Genomic DNA, 19,569 nt, shown 5'->3' with positions numbered 1-19,569 from the left:
GTACAAATGATGACAAATAACATATTTAAACGTACCTCAGCTATCATACTGTTGAGCGCGTTAACGATAGCAGGGTGTAAACAAGATGATTATATTAATCTTGTGCCCGAATTTACCTTAGATGGTTTGAATAATCCATCATCCATCGACCAAGTTGAGCAGGTGTTAACCGGCGCCTATTCAAATTTGAGGGCTGCCGATTATTATGGCTCGGCAAGTGGTACAGGTGGTGGTGCGGCCTTAATGCCAGATATAATGGCTGATGATCTTTATGAATCAAGGCAGTCGCTTTCTAACTCGCAAGTAATGTCAGACTGGGTGTATCAAAAAAATACAGATCAAGTTACAGATATTTATGCGGCCATGTATAAACCCATTTCTACTGCTAATATCGTATTGAGAGATATAGGTAAGTTTACTACAGCAGCAAATGTGAAAAGAGCAAACCGTATCAAAGGTCAGGCATTGGCCATTAGGGCATTGGCTCATTTTGATTTGTTCAGGTATTTTGCCAATAGTTACGATCGGAACAGTACTACTTCATTGGCCTTATATTATAATAAGGATTTTGTGGTATTAACAACAGAAAAACCTGCGAGAATGAACAATAAAGTGTTTTATGACAACCTGTTTGCAGACTTGGCCCAAGCAGAAACGCTTTTAGGCGATATTGATGTGCCTATCAATCCAGAAGATGGCCTAACGATGCCTAAATTGAGCTTAGCCGCTGTATACCTATTACAAGCAAGAGTTAATTTGTACGCCGGACTATATCCTGCAGCAATTACGGCAGCGACAAAAGGTATGGCCTTAGCACCCGATTTGGCAAATACACAAGCAGAATTTAGTGGCATGTATAATGAAACAGCCGCTGGAGAAATTATTTGGAATGTGCAATTTGATGCAGGTCAAGGCGGTCCAACCAACTTGGTGTTTTTTGCAAGCTCAAGCAGGAGTTATTACAGGGTAGCAACTGAAGTGGTGAATACTACGGGAACAACCGGATTAATCAGAAACAACGATTTGCGATATAGAGCCTACTTTACTGCTCAAACAAATAGCCAAAACCCAACTTCAATGGCATTGACCAAATACAAAGGCAAAACCAATACATCGAATGCAAATGCCAATTTTATTGCCATGAAAACAGGTGAGCTTTACCTGATACGTGCAGAAGCTTATGCAAGAAGCACGCAAGATGGCTTGGGTATGACTGATTTGAATACTTTGAGGAGGAGCCGCATTACAGGATATGTAGATGAAAATCTAACTGGAGCGCCTTTATTGGAAGCCATCGCGAATGAGAGAAGAAGGGAGTTGGTAGGAGAAGGCCAGCGCTTTTTCGACTTAAAACGAACCACCCGCGTAATTAATAGAAGTACACTAACTTGTGGAAACTCAGCAATTTCACCTGCAGGTAATTGTACATTGCCTACAAATGCTAGAGAATGGACATTTCCTTACACAGACTTTCTTACAAACGCAAACCCTAATATAGTTCAGAATCCAGGCTGGTAATCCAGATGGTTTTAGCTATTAAAGTCCTTATTGAGCAATCAATAAGGACTTTTTGTTTAAGGATATTTATTCTCTGATTAAGGCATAGGCTAAAAGGTGGGGAACCTTTTATTGAATTCGATATGTTCAGCCAAGAATTACTTGTTGTAACACCTAATTTGGTACACGTAATATTCTTCCTGTTTTTTCGAAATTCTAGGCAATATTTTTCATAAGAACTAACCTCAATAATTCTTTAAACGTGTTTACGGGTAGAAAAAGAGATTCGTAACAGGTTACAAAACAGCCATATGTGCATTGTGCCAAAATCACCTTTGTTAAAATTTTGTTAAGAAAACCCACGTAGCTGTGGTACTTTCATGGAATTTCAATTCGGAAAACTTAACTAAAACTATTATTTTATGAAAAAACTTGTACTAAGTTTATTCATTTTTTGTGCGTTTTCTATAGCTGTGTTTGCCCAAGAGCGAACAGTTACGGGAACGATTACATCAAGTGAAGATGGATTGCCAATTCCTGGCGTTTCTGTCAAGGTTAAAGAAGTACCCAACCTTGGGGTATTAACAGATGGAAACGGAAGGTATTCCATCAAAGTGCCTTCAAATGGCAAGACATTAGTAATTTCTTCTATTGCTTTTGTTACTCAAGAAATAGCAATTAACGGCAATGTTGCCAATGTTGCTTTAACATCGGACTCAAAAGTCTTATCAGAAATCGTAATTACTGGTTATACCCAAACCACTAAGGCGAGAAACGTAAGCGCAGCGAATGTAATCAGTGCCAAGAACATTGAAAACGTTCCTCAGCCTAACTTTCAAACCCGTTTGCAAGGACAATCTCCAGGTATCACTGTTTTATCAGGATCTGGACAACCGGGTACCAACGCAGCCATCAGAATTCGTGGTGCAAACTCTATTTCTGGAGGTACAACTCCTCTGTATGTGGTAGATGGTATCGCCATAGACGAGGCCACATTCTCAACAATCAACCCGAACGATTTTGAGTCGATCAGTATTTTAAAAGATGCGGCAGGTACGGCATTGTACGGTTCGCGCGGTGGTAATGGTGTTGTGGTAATCAAAACCAAACGTGGTGTAAAAGGAAAGCTTCAAATTGGCTACAATACCCAATATGGTAGAGATGTACGTACACAGGATAAATTCGACATGATGAATAGCTCAGAGCTATTGGCTTTGCATGAAAAAGGAAAAGCTGGAATTGGCTGGACCTTATCTCCTAACAATCCATCATCGTCAGTTCCTGCGGCACAAAGAGCAGCCATTAGAGATTCGATCAGTAGAATCAATACAGATTGGTCTGATATCTTCTTCAGAGATGGAAGTTTTCAAAGCCATGAAGTAACGGCAAATGTTGGTAACGACCAAACGCGTTTTTACGGAAGTTTCAACTATTATTCTCAAGATGGTATTGCGCTTCGTTCAGGATTAGATCGTTATACTTCAAGGTTTAACCTCGATCATAGTTCTGGCAAATGGACATTAGGTTTGCAGACCAACTTAGGCTGGTCTAAGTCAGATTTTGTTGAGTCGGAAGCAGCTGTAGCTTTGGCCAATCCATTTGCAGCGGTTTATCTGGCTGTGCCTTGGGAGAATCCGTATGGTCCTGACGGCAGAATTATCACCTCAAATAACACAACAAACGGCTTTACGCCTTTTAATCCATGGTCTGCCAAATATGGTACCCTTGCCGATAGCCGTTTGGGATCTAATGCATTAGACCGGATTTACAATTCGACACTTAAAACAGATCAAACTAAAATTACTACAGTTGCAAATGCAACATATGAGCTTTATGATGGCTTAAAACTAACAACTAATCTTGGTTTGGATTATCGCCAAACCGTTCAAGAAAGAAGTATCTTCCCTGGATCGCATGCAGGTATATCTGTACAAAGCGGTAACCAAGGATCTTTCCAAGATGCGGTTACAAGGGTATTGAATTTGACTTCAACTTCTGGCCTTACTTATGCCAAATCGTGGAATAAACACCAGATTAATGCGAATGCTTTGATTGAGGCAGTAAGAAACAGATTTAATACGTTCAATTTTACAGGCTTTGGTATCAATCCAAAACTGTTGAATACTCCAGCTGGTATTACACCGGGAACAAACACCAATGGTATGATTCCTACAGTAGGAGGAAGCAAAACTGAGTACGGATTCACTTCTTACATTGGTTTGGTTAACTATACCTACGATAATAAATATACCATCCAAGGTACTTATAGGGTAGATGGATCATCAAAGTTGCCTAAGAAAAACCGTTGGCAAGACTTCTATTCTGTTGGTGTAAACTGGAATGCCAAAGAAGAGGATTTCCTAAGGAGTGTAGAATTTCTAAATGCCTTAACAGTTAGGGCTAGTTACGGAGAAACTGCAACTGCACAAAATCAATCTAACTTTGGTTACTTGCCGGCTTATGGAAACGTATCATATGCAGGTGTAGCCGGTATTGCTCCATCATCACCGGGTAATCCTGATTATGATTGGGAATATACTAGTGTATTTAACTTTGGTGTAGATTTTTCAATGTTTAAAAACAGATTGAGAACTACATTGGAGCTTTATCATAGTACGACTAAAAACTTGTTCATTTCTCAAGAACTATCTAGAACATCAGGATTTGGTTCGCTTGAAATTAATGCAGGTAGCTTGAGAAACAAAGGTATTGAAGCTGATGTAGCATTCGATGTAATTTCTAATTCAAACTTTGTTTGGACATTGAACGCGAATATTGCCTATAACAAGAATGAAATCACCAATTTGGGTCAGGCTACAGAATATCCTTCAGGAACTTCGATCATTAGAGTTGGTCTTCCTGTAGGTTCTCACTATATCCCAGGTTATGCAGGTGTTGATCCTGCAAATGGTAACCCATTGTATTACAACAGGGATCCTCAAACTTTGCAAATGAACGGAACAACCACATCAGTTTATAATAGTAACTTGCAAAGTGTAGCACAGTGGGGTACCTATATTCCACCAACTACCGGAGGTTTTGGGACGAGCTTGAGGTACAAAAATTTCAATTTTAGTACTTTATTCGCGTATTTCCAAGGTTATTCAATGTTTAACAACGAATCGTTCTTCTTGTCGAGCACCAGCCAGTTCACCGCTTATAACCAGCAAAGAAGAATGGCAAACGCTTGGTCTGCCCCAGGTCAGGTTACTGATATTGCCCGTTTGGGAGCACCAAGAGAGTTTACCTCTTTCGATATCGAAGATGCTTCGTTTATCCGCTGGAGAAATGTAACCATCAGTTACGACTTGCCTAAGAAATGGTTAGATGCAACGAAATACATTAGTGGTGTTAGGATTTATGCAATGGGACAAAACTTAGCCACTTGGACGAAATGGAGTGGATTTGACCCAGAGAACAGCAACAACATTGCACAATTTAAATATCCGGCACCAAGAAACTTCTCTATCGGAGTTCAGGTTAAATTTTAATTGATAAAGAAATGATAAAGAGATTCAATAGATATTTAGGGGCGATGTTGCTTGCAAGTACACTCCTATTCTCGTGCGAAAAGAATATAGATCTGAAGCCTACAGATAGTATCTCGAACGAGACTGCGATTACAAAATATGACGATTTAGATAAGGCCGTGATAGGTGCGTACCAGTTTATGCAATATCAACAAGCCTTTTATATCAATACCATTATGGCCGATGAAGCCAGGTGGGGAGTAGATAACCTGACCAGGAATTTTGGTTTAGGCCATAGGTGGAGTTTCGATAGCAGCTATGGTGATGCAACAGCGGCCTGGGCCACCATGTATACGGTAATTGATCGTGTAAACAGGGCATTAGAAGCCTACGATGCAGTAACCACCAATAGCCCTACAGAAGAGGCAAATAAGCCGAGGTTAAAAGGAGAGCTTTTGGCCATCAGGGCATTTGCTCATGCTGAGTTATTAAGATGGTTTGCGCCAACCTACGATGCAAATTCTTTGGGCGTAGTAATTATGCTCAAATCAGATATCTTGGGTAAGCCGCAACGTAGTACTTTTGGAGAGGTCATGCAACAGGTGAATGCCGATTTTACTCAGGCAGACGCCCTAATTCCGGCAACCTTTACAGACATCTTTAGGCTTACGAAACCTGCGGTAGCCGCTTTAAGAGCCAGAGCAGCTCTTTATGCAAAGGATTACCCTAATGCAGTTTTATATGCAAATCAAGCCATTGCAGCTAAAGGAACTTTGGCATCGGGAACAGCGTATACCAATATTTGGAACGATTCGAATACTGGCGAGACCTATTTCCAGTTGAGAAGAAATGCAAATGCTGGATCGGTACGTACGCTTTGGACCGATGATAATACAGATGTATTCTTCTCTCCTTCGCTAAAATTGAGGTCAACCTATAACCAAACAACCGATGTGAGATATAATGCATTCATCTTGAATGACACTTCGGTTCCTTCGACAAGAGAGAACTGGAAAGTAAACAAATATCCTGGACAAAGTTCGACAAATAGGTTCAACAACATCAAGGTAATCAGAACCTCTGAGGTTTACTTGATTCTTGCCGAAGCCTCAGCTTTACTGCCTACTCCAAATCTTATTGCAGGGGCAGGAGCTTTAAATGCGGTGAGAACCGCTAGGATAACTGGCTACGTTAACGAAACTTTTGCAACACCGCAAGCACTGGTTGATGCAGTAATTTTAGAGCGATATAAAGAATTGGCATTTGAAGGGCATAGATTTTTCGACTTGAGAAGAAAAGGATTGCCCATCGTAAGGGATGATGCAGATATTGCTGTTGGTGCGTCGGTTCCTAAAACCTTGCTTCCTACCGCAAGAAACTACGTGCTTCCAATCTTAGATCGTGAAAAATTTGCAAATCCATCGATCCAACAAAATCCAGGCTATTAATTTTATACGATAGCCGTACAAAAAAGCTTTAAACATTATGTTTAAAGCTTTTTTGTTACAAATAATAGCAATTCTGGTTATCTTTAAAAAACATGTCTTGATATGAAAAACATATTTTTAGTTATAAGCCTTTTTTTTAGCAGTTATGCTTTAGCGCAAACAATAACGCTTCCAATGAGCTATGGTTTGCCCATACCAAATAAATCTTATTCCGAAATAAAGGGATCGGCATTTTTATATGAAGATTGGAGGAGCGGCACCATTTACCTGTCCGATGGAGGTGTGTACAAGAACGTACAGATCAAATACAATCAGATAGATGATGGCGTTACTTTTAAAAGTGGTGATAAAGAGCTTTTGCTTAATCACCTCCTTAAAGAATTTGTGATAGGTGAAGGAGAAGCTGGCCGAATCTTTAGGAATAATTTTCCGGCAGTAGACGGCAATACCAACAAAACATTTTATGAGGTTTTAGTAGACGGGAAAACACAGCTTTTAAAGAAATTGAGAAAAAGAATAATAGAAACCAAAGGTTATAGTCAGGATATCGAACGAAAGATAGGAGAAGATATAACCTATTTTGTATTTGATAAAAACAGCATCTACGAAATAAAACCCAATACTAAATCTGTTGAAAAGGCTGTTAAAACAAATGGCCTTACCCTAAAATCAGGCACAGTTCCGTCAATAAAAAATGAACAGGATCTGATTGCCCTATTTAAAGGAGTTAATTAATTGGGAAACTAGTAATTATAAAGAAAGCCCAAGTTTGAATTAACTTGGGCTTTCTCTTTTTGCAATGAACACTACTTCTTATCAATGCTATACTTTCCAGGGCCAATAAACAGCAGGCTGAAAAATACAATAGCCAATTCTATGGCATGAGAAGCGTCGCCCAATCCTTGTTTTGGGTCTGATAAGTGAACCAGTGCGGCGATGATCATTGTAAATACCAACAAGATATTTACCGGACGGAAAAGCAGGCCAAGAATTAACAGAAAGCCTCCAAAGGTTTCGGTAGCTGCAGCCATAAAGCCCCAAAGTACGGGAGCAAAATCAATTCCGATCAGCTTCATGCTGCCCCCAATTTGGGTCCATGTTTCTTGTCCGCCACCTAGTTTAGGATAGCCATGCATAATCATCATGCCACCTAGGCCTAGCCTTAAAAGAAGCAAACCCGTGTTACGGTATTTACCTAGTTTATCGAAAACTGCCATTTTTAAAATTTTAATTGAACGTTAGGGTGATCTATCCGTAAAGATACATTTTTACCCAATACCATGGCACGGTTGTCGTCAATATGGCCCGTTGGAAAGTTGAAGCAAACTGGATAATCGTATTCCTTAACCAGGTCCCAAATTACTTCTTCCGGACTTTGTCCAAAAGGAATGCTTTCTTCGCCAACCTCATTAAATGCACCCACAATAATCCCTTTTAAATTGGCTAATTTGCCTTTGCGTTTTAAGATCCGCATCATGCGGTCAATGGCATATTCATGTTCACCAACATCCTCGATAAAAAGGATCTTGTCGGTATAATCCATCTCAGAAACCGAACCTTCTACCGCAATGAGCAAGGTTAAGTTGCCACCAATTAACAATCCTTCAGCGTTTCCGCTTCTGCCTTCAAAACCGCTGGCGTAAGTATAGTTAACAGGTTCGCCAAAAAGCACATTTTTAAGGCTTTCTAATGCTTCTGGTGTGCTATCTTCAAAAGTATAGGGCATTTGCGCATGGATGCTCTGTGTTTGTAGCTGGGCAAAGGCATGCGAAAGTAAAATCGTAATGTCGCTAAAGCCGATCAGCCATTTTGGATGTTGCAAAAATGTGGTAAAATCCAATTCGTCTATAATCCGGAGGGTGCCATAGCCACCCCTGCCTGCAATAATAGCCTTGATGTTAGGATCGTCTAAATACTGTTGCAGATCGCTCTTGCGTAAGGCATCTGTACCCGCAAACTGATGGTAAGATGCGGTAACCGTTTCACCCACTACCACCTCCAAGCCCCAATCCTGCAAAATGGCAATGGCCTTGTCAATACCTTTGGGCAATTTCTTGGCTGGGCATACAATTGCAATCTGATCTCCTTTTTTTAAATGGGCTGGCTGTTTAATCATAGGTAAAACACTTATCTTTGCCAAAATAAATAAATAGTTTTGGATAACAGTAAAATTAAAAGATATACCGTAACGGCAGCTTTGCCTTACACGAATGGTCCGGTGCACATTGGCCACTTGGCGGGTGTTTACCTGCCGGCAGATACCTATGTGCGTTACCTTCGCTCTAACAAAAGAGACGTGAAATTTATTTGCGGTTCTGATGAAAATGGCGTTCCCATTACCTTAAAAGCTAAAAAAGAAGGCATTACGCCACAAGAAGTGGTGGATAAATACCACAAGATCATTGGCGATTCTTTCAAGGAATTTGGGGTTTCTTTTGATATTTACCATCGCACATCATCCCTAACACACCACCAAACTGCTTCAGATTTCTTCGAGAAGCTGTATGATAAAGGTGTGTTTACAGAAGAAGTTACCGAACAATATTATGACGAGAAGGCGCAAACATTTTTGGCCGATAGGTACATTACTGGTACCTGCCCTAAATGTGGCAACGAAAATGCCTACGGCGATCAATGCGAGAACTGTGGCAGTACGTTGAATGCAACCGATCTGATCAATCCAAAATCGACCTTAAGTGGCGAACCTCCGGTACGTAAGGAAACCAAGAACTGGTTTTTGCCATTAGACAAATACGAGGATCAATTAAGAACCTATATCGAAAGCCATAAAGAATGGCGCCCGAATGTTTACGGCCAATGCCAAAGCTGGCTCAATGCGGGCCTACAGCCACGTGCCATGACCCGCGATTTAGACTGGGGCGTAAAAGTGCCTGTTAAGGGGGCAGATGGCAAGGTTTTGTATGTATGGTTCGATGCACCAATTGGTTATATTTCGGCCACTAAAGAGCTTTGCAACTATCCAAAACTCGACGTGTGGAACCCAAAAGCCGAAGAATATTATATCAGTCAGTTTGAGGTAGATAAATGTGGCTGGGAAGAATATTGGCAAAGCGAGGATACCAAGCTGGTGCACTTTATTGGGAAAGATAATATCGTTTTCCACTGTATTATTTTTCCGGCGATGCTCATGGCACATGGCGATTTTATTTTGGCAGACAATGTGCCTGCAAATGAATTCCTGAACTTAGAAGGCCAAAAAATATCGACCTCTAAAAACTGGGCGGTTTGGCTTAACGAATACCTGATCGAGTTTAAGGATAAGCAGGATGTATTGCGTTATGTACTTACGGCAACCGCACCAGAAACCAAAGACAATGACTTTACCTGGAAAGACTTTCAGGCACGCAATAACAATGAGCTGGTTGCCATTTTAGGCAATTTTATTAATCGCGTAACCGTACTTACCCAAAAATATTTTGATGGAAAAGTGCCTACGCTCATGGAAGTAACCGAGCAGGATCAGGCGGTAATCGATGAGTTGAAAAGCTATCCTGCAAAGATCAGCGCTTCAATAGAAAATTACCGCTTTAGAGAGGCATTGGTTGAGGTGATGAATGTAGCCCGTTTGGGCAATAAATACTTGGCCGATACCGAGCCTTGGAAAGTAATTAAAACTGACGAAGACCGTGTAAGGACCATTTTGTATATCAGCTTGCAGATTGCAGCTAACCTCGAAATCCTGATCGAACCGTTCTTGCCTTTTACTGCAGATAAATTGATGAAAATGCTCAACTATGGCGGTCATGTTTGGGAAGATGCCGGATCGATCAACCTGCTGAAACGTGGCCATCAATTAAACGAGCCTCAATTGCTGTTCAGTAAGATTGAAGACGAAGAAGTGCAGGCGCAAATAGACAAGCTGAACAATAGCAAGACTGCAAATGCACAGGCGAACGCTACGGTTGTACCAGCTAAGGAGAATATCAATTTCGATCAGTTTGGCGCGATGGATATCCGTGTGGCTACGATTACGGCTGCTGAAAAAGTAGAGAAAACCAAGAAGCTGTTAAAATTGACCGTGAATACGGGCTTAGATGAGCGTACCGTAGTTTCGGGTATTGCCGAATATTATCAGCCAGAAGAAATTATCGGTCAACAGGTAAGCTTATTGATTAATTTGGCACCGAGAGAAATCAAGGGCATTGTTTCGCAAGGCATGATTTTAATGGCTGAAAATGCAGATGGCAAATTGACTTTTGTGGCGCCGAGTGCCAAATTCGACAACGGCAGTGTGATTAGATAAGCTCTATTTACAGTTTTAGATAGGCGAATTATTATCTTGGCTTTGGATGGGAGCAATACGGCTTGGGAATTCAGGGAGCTGGGTTTGCTTGACTTTTTTGAAAGGCAGTTTCACCCATTTTATTCCGTAAACGAATAAAAAGATACTAATGATCAAAAATAGGCCCATTCCTATGAGGAAACCCACAAAGGTGCCTACTTTAGTGCCGTTAGACAAATTGCTTATTGCATTTTTGAAATTGTCGATTGCTTCAGGAATTAGGGAGAGCTCGGCTAATGCCAATAAACTCCCAATTAAGATGAACAAGATGCCGAACGCTTTTTTCATGGCCAAATATAAAACAGTGCAGGAATAGTTTCAACTAAATTGCCGATACATCTTATAATTTTTATATTTGTGCGCTTAGAAGAGATTTTCAATCTACAGTCGTAAATCTCCAACCTAAATATATTGGTCCCGTAGTTCAACGGATAGAATAGAAGTTTCCTAAACTTTAGATATGAGTTCGATTCTCGTCGGGACCACAAAACTGATAAGCCTTTAGATAAATTCTAAAGGCTTTTTGGTTAATATCTATTTTACTCTTATTTAGTTCAAAATATTTTTACCGATCTATCGGAGAGAAGAAAGACAGTTCACATCATCTCGATAGAATTGAGTGATTACCCAAACATCATTTTAACAGCCAAAATGTGTTTGCAAATGCCTCTCTTGCCTTGATAGGTCGTAAACCATTCACAAGTACAACGGTGCTCATCCGGACTTATCACCACCTTATGCCAAACATTGGTTCCTTTAACATTAGCTTCCAAAAGGGTATCTTCCTTTTTGATTAACTGTACATCTGCAGCTTCTACTAGTTTTTTGGCATTTTTTAGACGTGGATTTAAGCTGAGGATACGCTCCGTTTTAAATGGCAATTGCCTATAAAAATGATTTCTGTCCATAACATCGTAGCCCAAAAGCCCAATAGAGGATAAAGAAGAGGTGAGCTGATCCATTGTGGCAAAGTCGATATCATGCTCTATTGAAAGCAGCGTAGGGTCGAAAGTCTCGTTAGATTTGAGCAAACTGTTTAATCCATAAATCCATTCCATAGGAACATCTTCGGTCATTTGCTCCAGAACTTTTCCTTCCCCAGAAAAACCGCGGTAGGCATCAGGAGAAAAGGCCATTAATAATTGCATTTTGCCAAATTCACACACGATGGCAAAGGTTTGTTTATCGATCGATTCGTGGATATATATTTTTTCGGCAATAGCCAATAGATTATCCAATAAACGAAGTCTATGGATTCCACCAATACGAATGCTGCCTGGGGTTTCTAAAGCGGAGAACATAAACTTGCCTGCCCTTTTTGAAATAAAAAAATCACCTTTTACTGCTCCTTTTGGAAGGCTTTGAAAAAGCTGAATGGTTTGGATTTTATTCAGCTCAAACTTCAGCTCCATATCGGCCAAATAAAGCTGTACGCTGGTTAGGCCTTTTATCCATCGCGTAGGCAAGGTAACTTTCCTCTCTGTAACCTTGGCCTTGCTGGTGATTACCTGCATATCCTGTTGGCCAACAGCTAGAGTTACTCTTTCATTTTTTTGAATGCTGTTTAAGGCATTGAGCATGGAGTCGTTAAAATCTACATTAGTGGTGCCTGTGGCAATAAACTCACCATCTATTGCTTCGGGTTTCATATCGAGCCTTACATAAACACCATTGCAAGAAGAGAAGCCTTCGAACCTCATCTTTTCGGTCCCGGAAGAAATGATCGGATCACGCAAGCTTGGTGGTATTGGACCAAAACTGCTACGTACTACCTTGGCAATGGTAGTCCAGCATTTAGCAGTAACATAAGGATCGGTTAAATTTCCCCAAAAAAAGCAGGGAATATCGTTCACCGCTTCAATTTCGGTTTGGTGTGCCAATACTAGGCTATTTATACCCTTGGTTTTGGTATAGGTAGAAATGTTGCTATAGCTATATTGTAAATCAGTCATTGCATTTAGTTTAGAATTTGTTTGATCAGCCCCTTTAATGAGGAATTATCCTGCCACTTTTCAAAAAAGGCAACAGTAGTAGACGAGGGCTTTTGTTTGGTTTTGTGCAGGAGGTCTACATAATGTTCTATCAATTTCTTGAAGTTTACTGGTAGCTTTTCTACGTTTAGTTCTTTTAGTATACCTTCGAGCAACATAAAAAATGCCGAATTGTGTTGCGGTGATACATCTTTGAGCAACTCAAGGCTTTCTATCAACCTTGAAAAAGGGCCATATTTGTTAGATGCCAAAAAGGTAAGCGCGGCCGCCAAAAGATTCGAATTGATGGCCTGCTTTTCTACGAGATTGATGAGCACTTCTGATGCGGTAAGCCTGATTTCTTTTTTGTCATTGAAAAATGTACAAGCAAACACCAGCATAGATAGTGCCGTAAATCTGAAGCCCTTGCCGTTAACCACATGTAAAAAACCTTTCAGGTTTTCTCCTCCATTGCTTGCGCGAAGACAGGCACCACGCAGCAGGAAACAGCTTAGTGCATCGGCATTTTGTGGCATCAAACTATGCCAGTAATTCACATCGCCATCGCTACTTATGCTGTATTCCCAGCTATTTTTACGCCCATAATGGTCTAGGGCATAAAGAAACTCGTTAGGTACTGTATAATAGCTTGAGGTGTCGTAGTCTAGTTCATACCACGAAGGAGTTCTCTCCTTTTGCTTCGTCTGATAATTCATATACTCATTCCACTTTTCATTGAAACGAAACTTAGGTCTAAAGGGAAAAACTGCAAAAGGATAATCCTTAACCGCAGTTGTGCTAAATTCAGAAAAAATGCCTTCAGGATAGTAAGTTCTGGCGGCTACGGCCCAAGCACTTGTTAACCCCAAATCTGTAGGCTTGTTTATTTTAGATAATAATTTGTTAAATACAGAAGCTGGTTTAATGGAGATTATTTTGGTTTCGCCCAAACAAAAAGCCATTAATTCTTTAAGCTCGCCACTTAGTTGATCCAATAAGGCAACTGCATCTTCGGTTTGCTCTCTAGGCATCCTGCCAATGGCTATGCTCAGGTCTAATTTATTAATTTCCTCGCCACTGTTTTGATAGGCGATTAAACGTTTCATCAAAACTTTTGGGGCCACCCAATGCGGATGGTGGGTAGGGAACGACAGCATGGGCAGGATAGATTTTCTGGCCATTTTATTATCTGCCAAATGAAGATAGGGCTTAATCAGCAAAAGTGTTTTAACCTTGTGGTATTCGTGTATATTAACCTTAAAACCATAATTAAGATCGTGGATTTTTTGTTGCAGAAAAACACTGGCATAAGTTTTATATAAAACACCAAAATATTTTTTTTCGAGCTGCTTGGCATAAGGTTGCAGCTGTTTGTTATAATCTTTAGGAAACAGGTTTTGCTGTGTAATGTAAGTGTTGAGCAAGAGCTCCATATCGATGACTTCATCAGAAGCGATAAATTTTCCGAATAAGAAAAGAACATCGTTCCAGTCTTGTGGCAAAACTACAGGTTCGGTTAAAACTGCCTCAACTCTTTCGACATATTGATAGCTGGCTACTTCCTCTCCTATACTAACATTTTCATCTAAGAAATCCGTTAATGAATTTCGTACATTTCCCAACATCAAACTGCTATAGCCTGACAATTTTTCTATGAGGTTTTGGTCTTTTTTAGTAGCGATTTTTTGAATGAGCTTTACTGCTCTTTCTTGCAGGTTCAGATCGGGGACGACAAAACTATCGGCCACAAGTGCTGTTATTTTTTTGTTAAATTTAGGATGGTTTTTGTTGAGCTTTTCTAAAACAGGCAATAAGTTTTTGATGGCTGTTTTATTGTCCTTAGCCATCATTAAGGGCTCCAGCCAATCGAGAAAAGAATTGACGTTGAATTTTTTGTCCTCGTAGATTTTTTTAACCAAATCTGTAGAGGCATTTACAATGTGTGGATTGGCATGTTGCAAGCCTGCAAAAATATTTTCCTGAAATGGAATGAGGTCTTCGGCAACAGGATTCAGGTCGGTTAACCTTTTTCTGAAAAAAGATTTAAGGTTGTTGTTCCACTCTTTGGTTTGTATTAAGATCGATTGCTCAATAAATAGCCTACGGTCTATTTTTTTCTCGCTTAATAGCTGATTGAAGATGAGTTCCCAAGTGGAGAATTCATTATAAGCTTGTTTATCATTATCTCTGAAATGGAGATTTTGGATCCCGGTTTCATAATTGAATAGTTCCAATACGTCGCGGGTATAGGTTTTTTCATCGTTTACAACATATGCGATGAAATCTCTTATTTTTATTTTTGATCGCCATTCTATAAATGACGAAAGGCTTAATGCAAATAGCTCAGGATGATAGGTAATCAATCCTTCATCTTCCAAAAAGCGCAAAGTGAAATAATCGAGGCTTTGCCACTGGTCTCTTTTTCTCCATTCAAGGAGAATTCCTGCAAGCCAGATTGGTTTGGCCCAATGTAATACCTCTAAAATTTGGGGTACCTTGGCCTGGTTAAGTAAGCTTAAGGCTTCGGTCCATGAACCGATATCGCTTTTGCTAAAGATTGCAATGGCGCTTAAGGTGATGATGTCTTTCTGCCTGTCGTCACCCCTTGTTCCCCAATGATAATTGTCACGCCTGAATTGTGGTTCTTTTTCCAAGTCGATAAACGACATCCAGTACTGCTTTTGTTTTTTGATATGCTTTTTAAGCAGTTCAATATTCCCCTTTGCATTCTCCTCTAAAAAAGGAAGTAGTTTATGTATGTCTCTGCTGTTAATTATATCATCATAGGCATCAAGTATTTCCTGGGTATTTGATTTGGAGCTATTTTTGGTTTTTGTAGCGTGGTTACCAGCCGCTACTTCCCCGGTTTCTGAATAGCCTTTTTTGATTTTTTCGCTCAGTAGTTTTTCGGCCACCTTTAAGCATTCAGTGGAGTCTGCAAAAGTTTTACTTTGCGAAGCTCCACTCGTTCCGTTTCTGCCATAGGTAACCGTATAGGTCTGATCCATTACCTCAATCTGCCAAAACTTGTCAGAATTGCCATCAATGTATTTAAGGTGTTTTTTCATTTCTAGAGCGTAATGCAAGAAGGTTTGTTGTTGCCGTTTTCCAATTGCTAAACTATTATTTTTCAATTAATATTTAGGCTATTGATATGAATTTATCGTTAAGCGTTTGTATTTCTATTATCTTCATCCATCGTTCGCTATTGTTAACTTTAATTAATGAAAATACAGATCATAAGCGATTTACATCAAGAGTTTGGAATATCAGATCTTAATTTTAAAAATGCCGATCTGGTTATTTTGGCGGGCGATACCAACCTAGGAACAAAAGGCATCGAGTGGGTAAAGCAAAGCATTCCTGATCGCCCCGTGATCTATGTGCTAGGAAACCACGAATATTATAAGGGGAGCTATCCTGGCACATTGCGAAAGATTATACAGGCATCGAACGATTCAAATGTAACAGTACTGGAAAATAATAGTGTTGAGTTTAATGGAATAAGATTTCATGGCGCTACTTTATGGACCGATTTTTCTTTGCTCGGAAATCCTGTTGAATATGGAATTATCTGCCAAAGCAAGATGAACGATTATAAACAGATTCGCAGAGATCCATCTTATTCAAAATTGAGAACGATCGATACTTATAAAATCCATCAGCTATCCAAATTATGGTTGCAGGAAAGCCTTGAAGGATCGAGCAGCTATAAAAATGTGGTCATTACCCATCACGCGCCAAGTATTAAATCGGTGCCCGAATCCCATCGAGATGATCCTTTAAGTGCAGCCTATGCTTCCGATCTTGAAGAGTTGATTTCAAAATATAAGCCTATGTATTGGATTCACGGTCACATTCATACACCGATAAGGTATCAGATCGATCAGACCGAAATTATATGTAATCCACACGGCTATATCGACGAAAAATATAATGGCTATACACAAGAGCTCATTATCGAAATATAAATCTCTACAATCAAACAAGGGAAAAATGTACAATCAATAAGGAAGTATAGTCATTTTTTGAGGCCTATAGTCATTGCATCTTTGTAGTGTAATCATCACCACAAAAATTAAACTTTAAAACACTAAGGCAATGAAAACGTTAAACTATATCCCCAAAGCAATTTTAATCCTTATTCTATTCACCCTAAATACTAATATCATGGCACAAGAAAGACCTTTCAAAGGAGCAAACGATCCTCAGATTTTTACAGGTATTCAAGCCTTCTTAAAAGCATTGAATGCTGGAGATGGAAAACCATTGGAACAATTAAGTCCGGCAGATGCCCGCCAGGTATTGGTTGGCGCTCAAAAATCGGTAACTGTAGATTACTCAGGTATTGAAGAATCAGAACGCACCATTAACCAAAATGGCTTGGCTGTAAAAATCCATGTAGCCAAACCAAAGGGAGCAAAGGCAGATGCACCTGTATTCATCTTTATCCATGGTGGGGGCTGGGTTCTCGGTGATTATCCAACCCACAGAAGATTGGTCCGCGACCTTGTGATTGAAAGTGGTGCAGTAGCTGTTTTCCCAGATTATACCCCCTCACCCGAAGCCAAATATCCAACTGCAATCAACGAAATTTATGCAGTAACCGAATGGGTAGCTACAAACGGCAAAGAGATCGGTGTTGATGGTAAAAACCTGGCCGTTGTTGGAAACAGTGTTGGCGGCAATATGGCTGCGGTAACTACTTTGATGGCCAAAGATAAAAACGGTCCCAAAATTAAACTGCAAGTTTTGTTATGGCCAGTTACTGATGCCAACTTTGAAACCGAATCTTATAATTTGTTCGCCAATGAAAGGTTCTTAACCAAAAATATGATGAAATGGTTCTGGGACAATTACCTGCCAGATCAAGCCAAGAGAAAAGAAATCTACGCCTCTCCTTTGCAGGCAAGTTTAGATCAGCTGAAAGGATTGCCACCAGCATTGGTGCAAACCGCAGAGAATGATGTATTGAGAGATGAAGGTGAAGCTTATGCCAGGAAATTGGATGAAGCAGGTGTTCCAGTAACCTTAACCAGGTATAATGGCTTGATCCATGATTATGGTTTGCTGAACCCAATTGCCAATGTGCCAGCCGTACAAACCGCAATTTTACAAGCTGCAGCTGTAATCAAAGCAAGCTTAAAATAGTTCTTAACCAGCTTAATTTGAAGCCATCTCTATTTATTGGGGATGGCTTTTTTGGTGTTGTTTTTTTGCTCGTTAGCCTTTAATGCCTTGTGGTATTCGTCGAGGGATTGAGTTAGTGGCTGACCTTTTTCATGGATACTTTTGCAAAAGATAAGGCAAGCTTGTGGGTCGGTGCTATGCTTACATTGTTGTTCGCAGTCTTTCAAGGTATTAAAGGGTTTTAAATCGAAAACAGTGACAAGGATAGCTATTACTGTTGCAACGGCCAAAAAGGCACCAAAAAAGAAAGCGAATGGAAACTTGTTGCTAATGGTTTTTGGTTTTAATTCTTCAGGTGTACGGTTAAAAGGCAGGATATATTTAAGCTTGTCGTAATACCAGAAGAGGAGATATAAATTAGCTAAGACCATTAATGGCGATGACAGCAGCGAACCGTCAAAACGTACTGCCAAAGAGAGGATACAGATATTTAAAATAATTGGAAAATAGAGAAGCGCACCAAGCACTGCAGTTCGCGGAATGAGGAGCAAAATAGCGGCAGTAACCTGAAATATACCGATAAAAGTATAATAGTAGCCAGTATGGTGTAGGGCTTCTAAATATTGGCCCATTGGATGGTTGTTGGACAAAGACGTAAAACGTTCGCCCATAATCTTTACAAAGCCCGATGGCAAAAAACCTGCCGCCAAGGCTATGCGATTAAATACGGCAAAATATCGAAGCCAGCGGTTAGCCTTTGCTTCTGAATGTAGCTGATCAAGTTTAACAGAGAGGTTCATCACAGTATTTTTGAGCAGTTGAATTAATGAATGTCAAGTGCCATGATTTCTTTCTTGTAGGCAACTGGCAATAAGGCATTTTTTAGTGTTGATTTGATGCGAAATAGCTGGCTCAACTTGTAGAGCTCCAAAATGATTTTGGCCAAAGGACTTTTGCCCAGGCCCAATAGCTCGTTTACTTTTTGAGGAACCAACAATTGCTGTGCCTGCTTCAGGATCCAAAACCTGAACCAGCCTAAATGTTTTCGGTATTGTTGGTAGAGATCTTTGGTAAAATCGCCGTTTAATAAGTTTTCATGTAATGCCGATTCCCTCGTCAGCAACCACTGGTTATAGCTCGAAGGCAGTTCTTTGATTTGCATGCGCATGCCCATCCTGTAAAAGACATTGAATACCTCTTCCTTTTCGCTCAGGCTCAGTTTCTTTTCTAAGAGTTCATAAGAGCGGATCGAATAATCCATGAGCATGTATAACACATCACGGTAGGCCCAATCGGGGATATTTTGGCCACGCGCCGCCTCCACGCCTTTGTGGATACCCGAGATTTTATCTATGGCATTCATGGCGTCGTCATAGCCCGAAAACACAATCTGTCGCGCATAAGAAACCGTGGAGAACAGTCGCTTAAGTGGATCTGAAGGCAATCGACCTGTAAAGTACAACCAGTCAACTGCTTTGTTCAGCGCAAATTCTGCCGCTGCACCCGCGAAGATGAACAAGATGGTGTCTCCGCTTCCCCATATCTTGCGCACTATCGAATCCTTACTCACAAAATATTCCATTATTTTTTCTCCTCTAAAAAATTGTTTCGCTCTCTTTCAGGCAATTACTTAGGCAAAGGTATAGATTTATATTTTACTTTGAAATAAAAAGTACTTTGAAATATATAATAATTTTTCAGCCTATAGATTTTTATACCTATCATATAAGGCATTAAGGTCATTTAGTAAT

14 protein-coding genes and 1 tRNA gene are annotated in these 19,569 nt (G+C 40.1%); 8 read left to right on the top strand and 7 right to left on the bottom strand.

Annotated elements, in window-relative coordinates; translation table 11 throughout:
• Positions 1 to 6: 6 nt before the first annotated feature.
• The 4 genes from AC570H_RS17280 to AC570H_RS17265 all read left to right on the top strand — a co-directional run bounded on the left by AC570H_RS17280 (position 7) and on the right by AC570H_RS17265 (position 7,150).
• Positions 7 to 1,518, top strand: coding sequence for a RagB/SusD family nutrient uptake outer membrane protein (locus AC570H_RS17280; protein ID WP_497357100.1), 1,512 nt, complete (start codon positions 7 to 9; stop codon positions 1,516 to 1,518).
• A 401-nt stretch (positions 1,519 to 1,919) separates the two neighbouring features.
• Positions 1,920 to 4,988, top strand: a complete 3,069-nt coding sequence (locus AC570H_RS17275; RefSeq protein WP_497357098.1) for a SusC/RagA family TonB-linked outer membrane protein — start codon at positions 1,920 to 1,922, stop codon at positions 4,986 to 4,988.
• A gap of 11 nt (positions 4,989 to 4,999) precedes the next feature.
• On the top strand, positions 5,000 to 6,415 hold the full coding sequence (locus tag AC570H_RS17270) for a RagB/SusD family nutrient uptake outer membrane protein (RefSeq protein WP_497357095.1): 1,416 nt from the start codon (positions 5,000 to 5,002) through the stop codon (positions 6,413 to 6,415).
• A gap of 102 nt (positions 6,416 to 6,517) precedes the next feature.
• Positions 6,518 to 7,150, top strand: coding sequence for a hypothetical protein (locus AC570H_RS17265; protein WP_497357093.1), 633 nt, complete (start codon positions 6,518 to 6,520; stop codon positions 7,148 to 7,150).
• A gap of 71 nt (positions 7,151 to 7,221) precedes the next feature.
• Here the strand turns inward: AC570H_RS17265 and AC570H_RS17260 are convergent, their stop codons facing one another.
• Complete coding sequence (locus tag AC570H_RS17260) at positions 7,222 to 7,632, bottom strand: DoxX family protein (protein ID WP_497357091.1); 411 nt, start codon at positions 7,630 to 7,632, stop codon at positions 7,222 to 7,224.
• Between the two features lie 2 nt (positions 7,633 to 7,634).
• On the bottom strand, positions 7,635 to 8,531 hold the full coding sequence (locus AC570H_RS17255) for a S66 peptidase family protein (RefSeq protein WP_497357089.1): 897 nt from the start codon (positions 8,529 to 8,531) through the stop codon (positions 7,635 to 7,637).
• Between the two features lie 39 nt (positions 8,532 to 8,570).
• On the opposite strand from AC570H_RS17255, the gene metG reads away from it, so the two are divergent.
• Positions 8,571 to 10,679 (top strand): methionine--tRNA ligase, encoded by a 2,109-nt coding sequence (gene metG / locus AC570H_RS17250; RefSeq protein ID WP_497357087.1) that lies wholly within the window; start codon positions 8,571 to 8,573, stop codon positions 10,677 to 10,679.
• A gap of 15 nt (positions 10,680 to 10,694) precedes the next feature.
• Here the strand turns inward: metG and AC570H_RS17245 are convergent, their stop codons facing one another.
• The gene (locus AC570H_RS17245; RefSeq protein WP_497357085.1) at positions 10,695 to 11,006 is read right to left on the bottom strand and encodes a hypothetical protein; all 312 of its coding nucleotides are present in this window, start codon (positions 11,004 to 11,006) and stop codon (positions 10,695 to 10,697) included.
• A 125-nt stretch (positions 11,007 to 11,131) separates the two neighbouring features.
• Here AC570H_RS17245 and AC570H_RS17240 point away from each other — a divergent pair.
• A tRNA-Arg gene (locus AC570H_RS17240) sits at positions 11,132 to 11,203 on the top strand.
• Positions 11,204 to 11,341: 138 nt separating this feature from the next.
• Here the strand turns inward: AC570H_RS17240 and AC570H_RS17235 are convergent.
• Together AC570H_RS17235 and AC570H_RS17230 are read right to left on the bottom strand one after the other, a co-directional pair.
• Positions 11,342 to 12,670: an SWIM zinc finger family protein gene (locus AC570H_RS17235; protein WP_497357083.1), complete on the bottom strand. Its 1,329-nt coding sequence runs from the start codon at positions 12,668 to 12,670 to the stop codon at positions 11,342 to 11,344.
• A gap of 5 nt (positions 12,671 to 12,675) precedes the next feature.
• Complete coding sequence (locus tag AC570H_RS17230) at positions 12,676 to 15,756, bottom strand: DUF6493 family protein (RefSeq protein ID WP_497357081.1); 3,081 nt, start codon at positions 15,754 to 15,756, stop codon at positions 12,676 to 12,678.
• Positions 15,757 to 15,912: 156 nt separating this feature from the next.
• Between AC570H_RS17230 and AC570H_RS17225 the strand changes: the two genes are divergently transcribed.
• Both AC570H_RS17225 and AC570H_RS17220 read left to right on the top strand, forming a co-directional pair.
• On the top strand, positions 15,913 to 16,659 hold the full coding sequence (locus AC570H_RS17225) for a metallophosphoesterase (protein WP_497357079.1): 747 nt from the start codon (positions 15,913 to 15,915) through the stop codon (positions 16,657 to 16,659).
• 199 nt (positions 16,660 to 16,858) lie between these two features.
• Complete coding sequence (locus AC570H_RS17220) at positions 16,859 to 17,839, top strand: alpha/beta hydrolase (protein WP_497357077.1); 981 nt, start codon at positions 16,859 to 16,861, stop codon at positions 17,837 to 17,839.
• 29 nt (positions 17,840 to 17,868) lie between these two features.
• On the opposite strand, the gene AC570H_RS17215 is transcribed toward AC570H_RS17220, so the two are convergent.
• Together AC570H_RS17215 and AC570H_RS17210 are read right to left on the bottom strand one after the other, a co-directional pair.
• Positions 17,869 to 18,618 (bottom strand): DoxX family protein, encoded by a 750-nt coding sequence (locus AC570H_RS17215; protein ID WP_497357075.1) that lies wholly within the window; start codon positions 18,616 to 18,618, stop codon positions 17,869 to 17,871.
• A gap of 23 nt (positions 18,619 to 18,641) precedes the next feature.
• Positions 18,642 to 19,400, bottom strand: a complete 759-nt coding sequence (locus tag AC570H_RS17210; RefSeq protein WP_497357073.1) for an oxygenase MpaB family protein — start codon at positions 19,398 to 19,400, stop codon at positions 18,642 to 18,644.
• Positions 19,401 to 19,569: the final 169 nt, after the last annotated feature.

Source organism: Pedobacter sp. B4419 (assembly GCF_059693725.1).
This window is presented reverse-complemented; position numbering and strand designations above follow the sequence as displayed.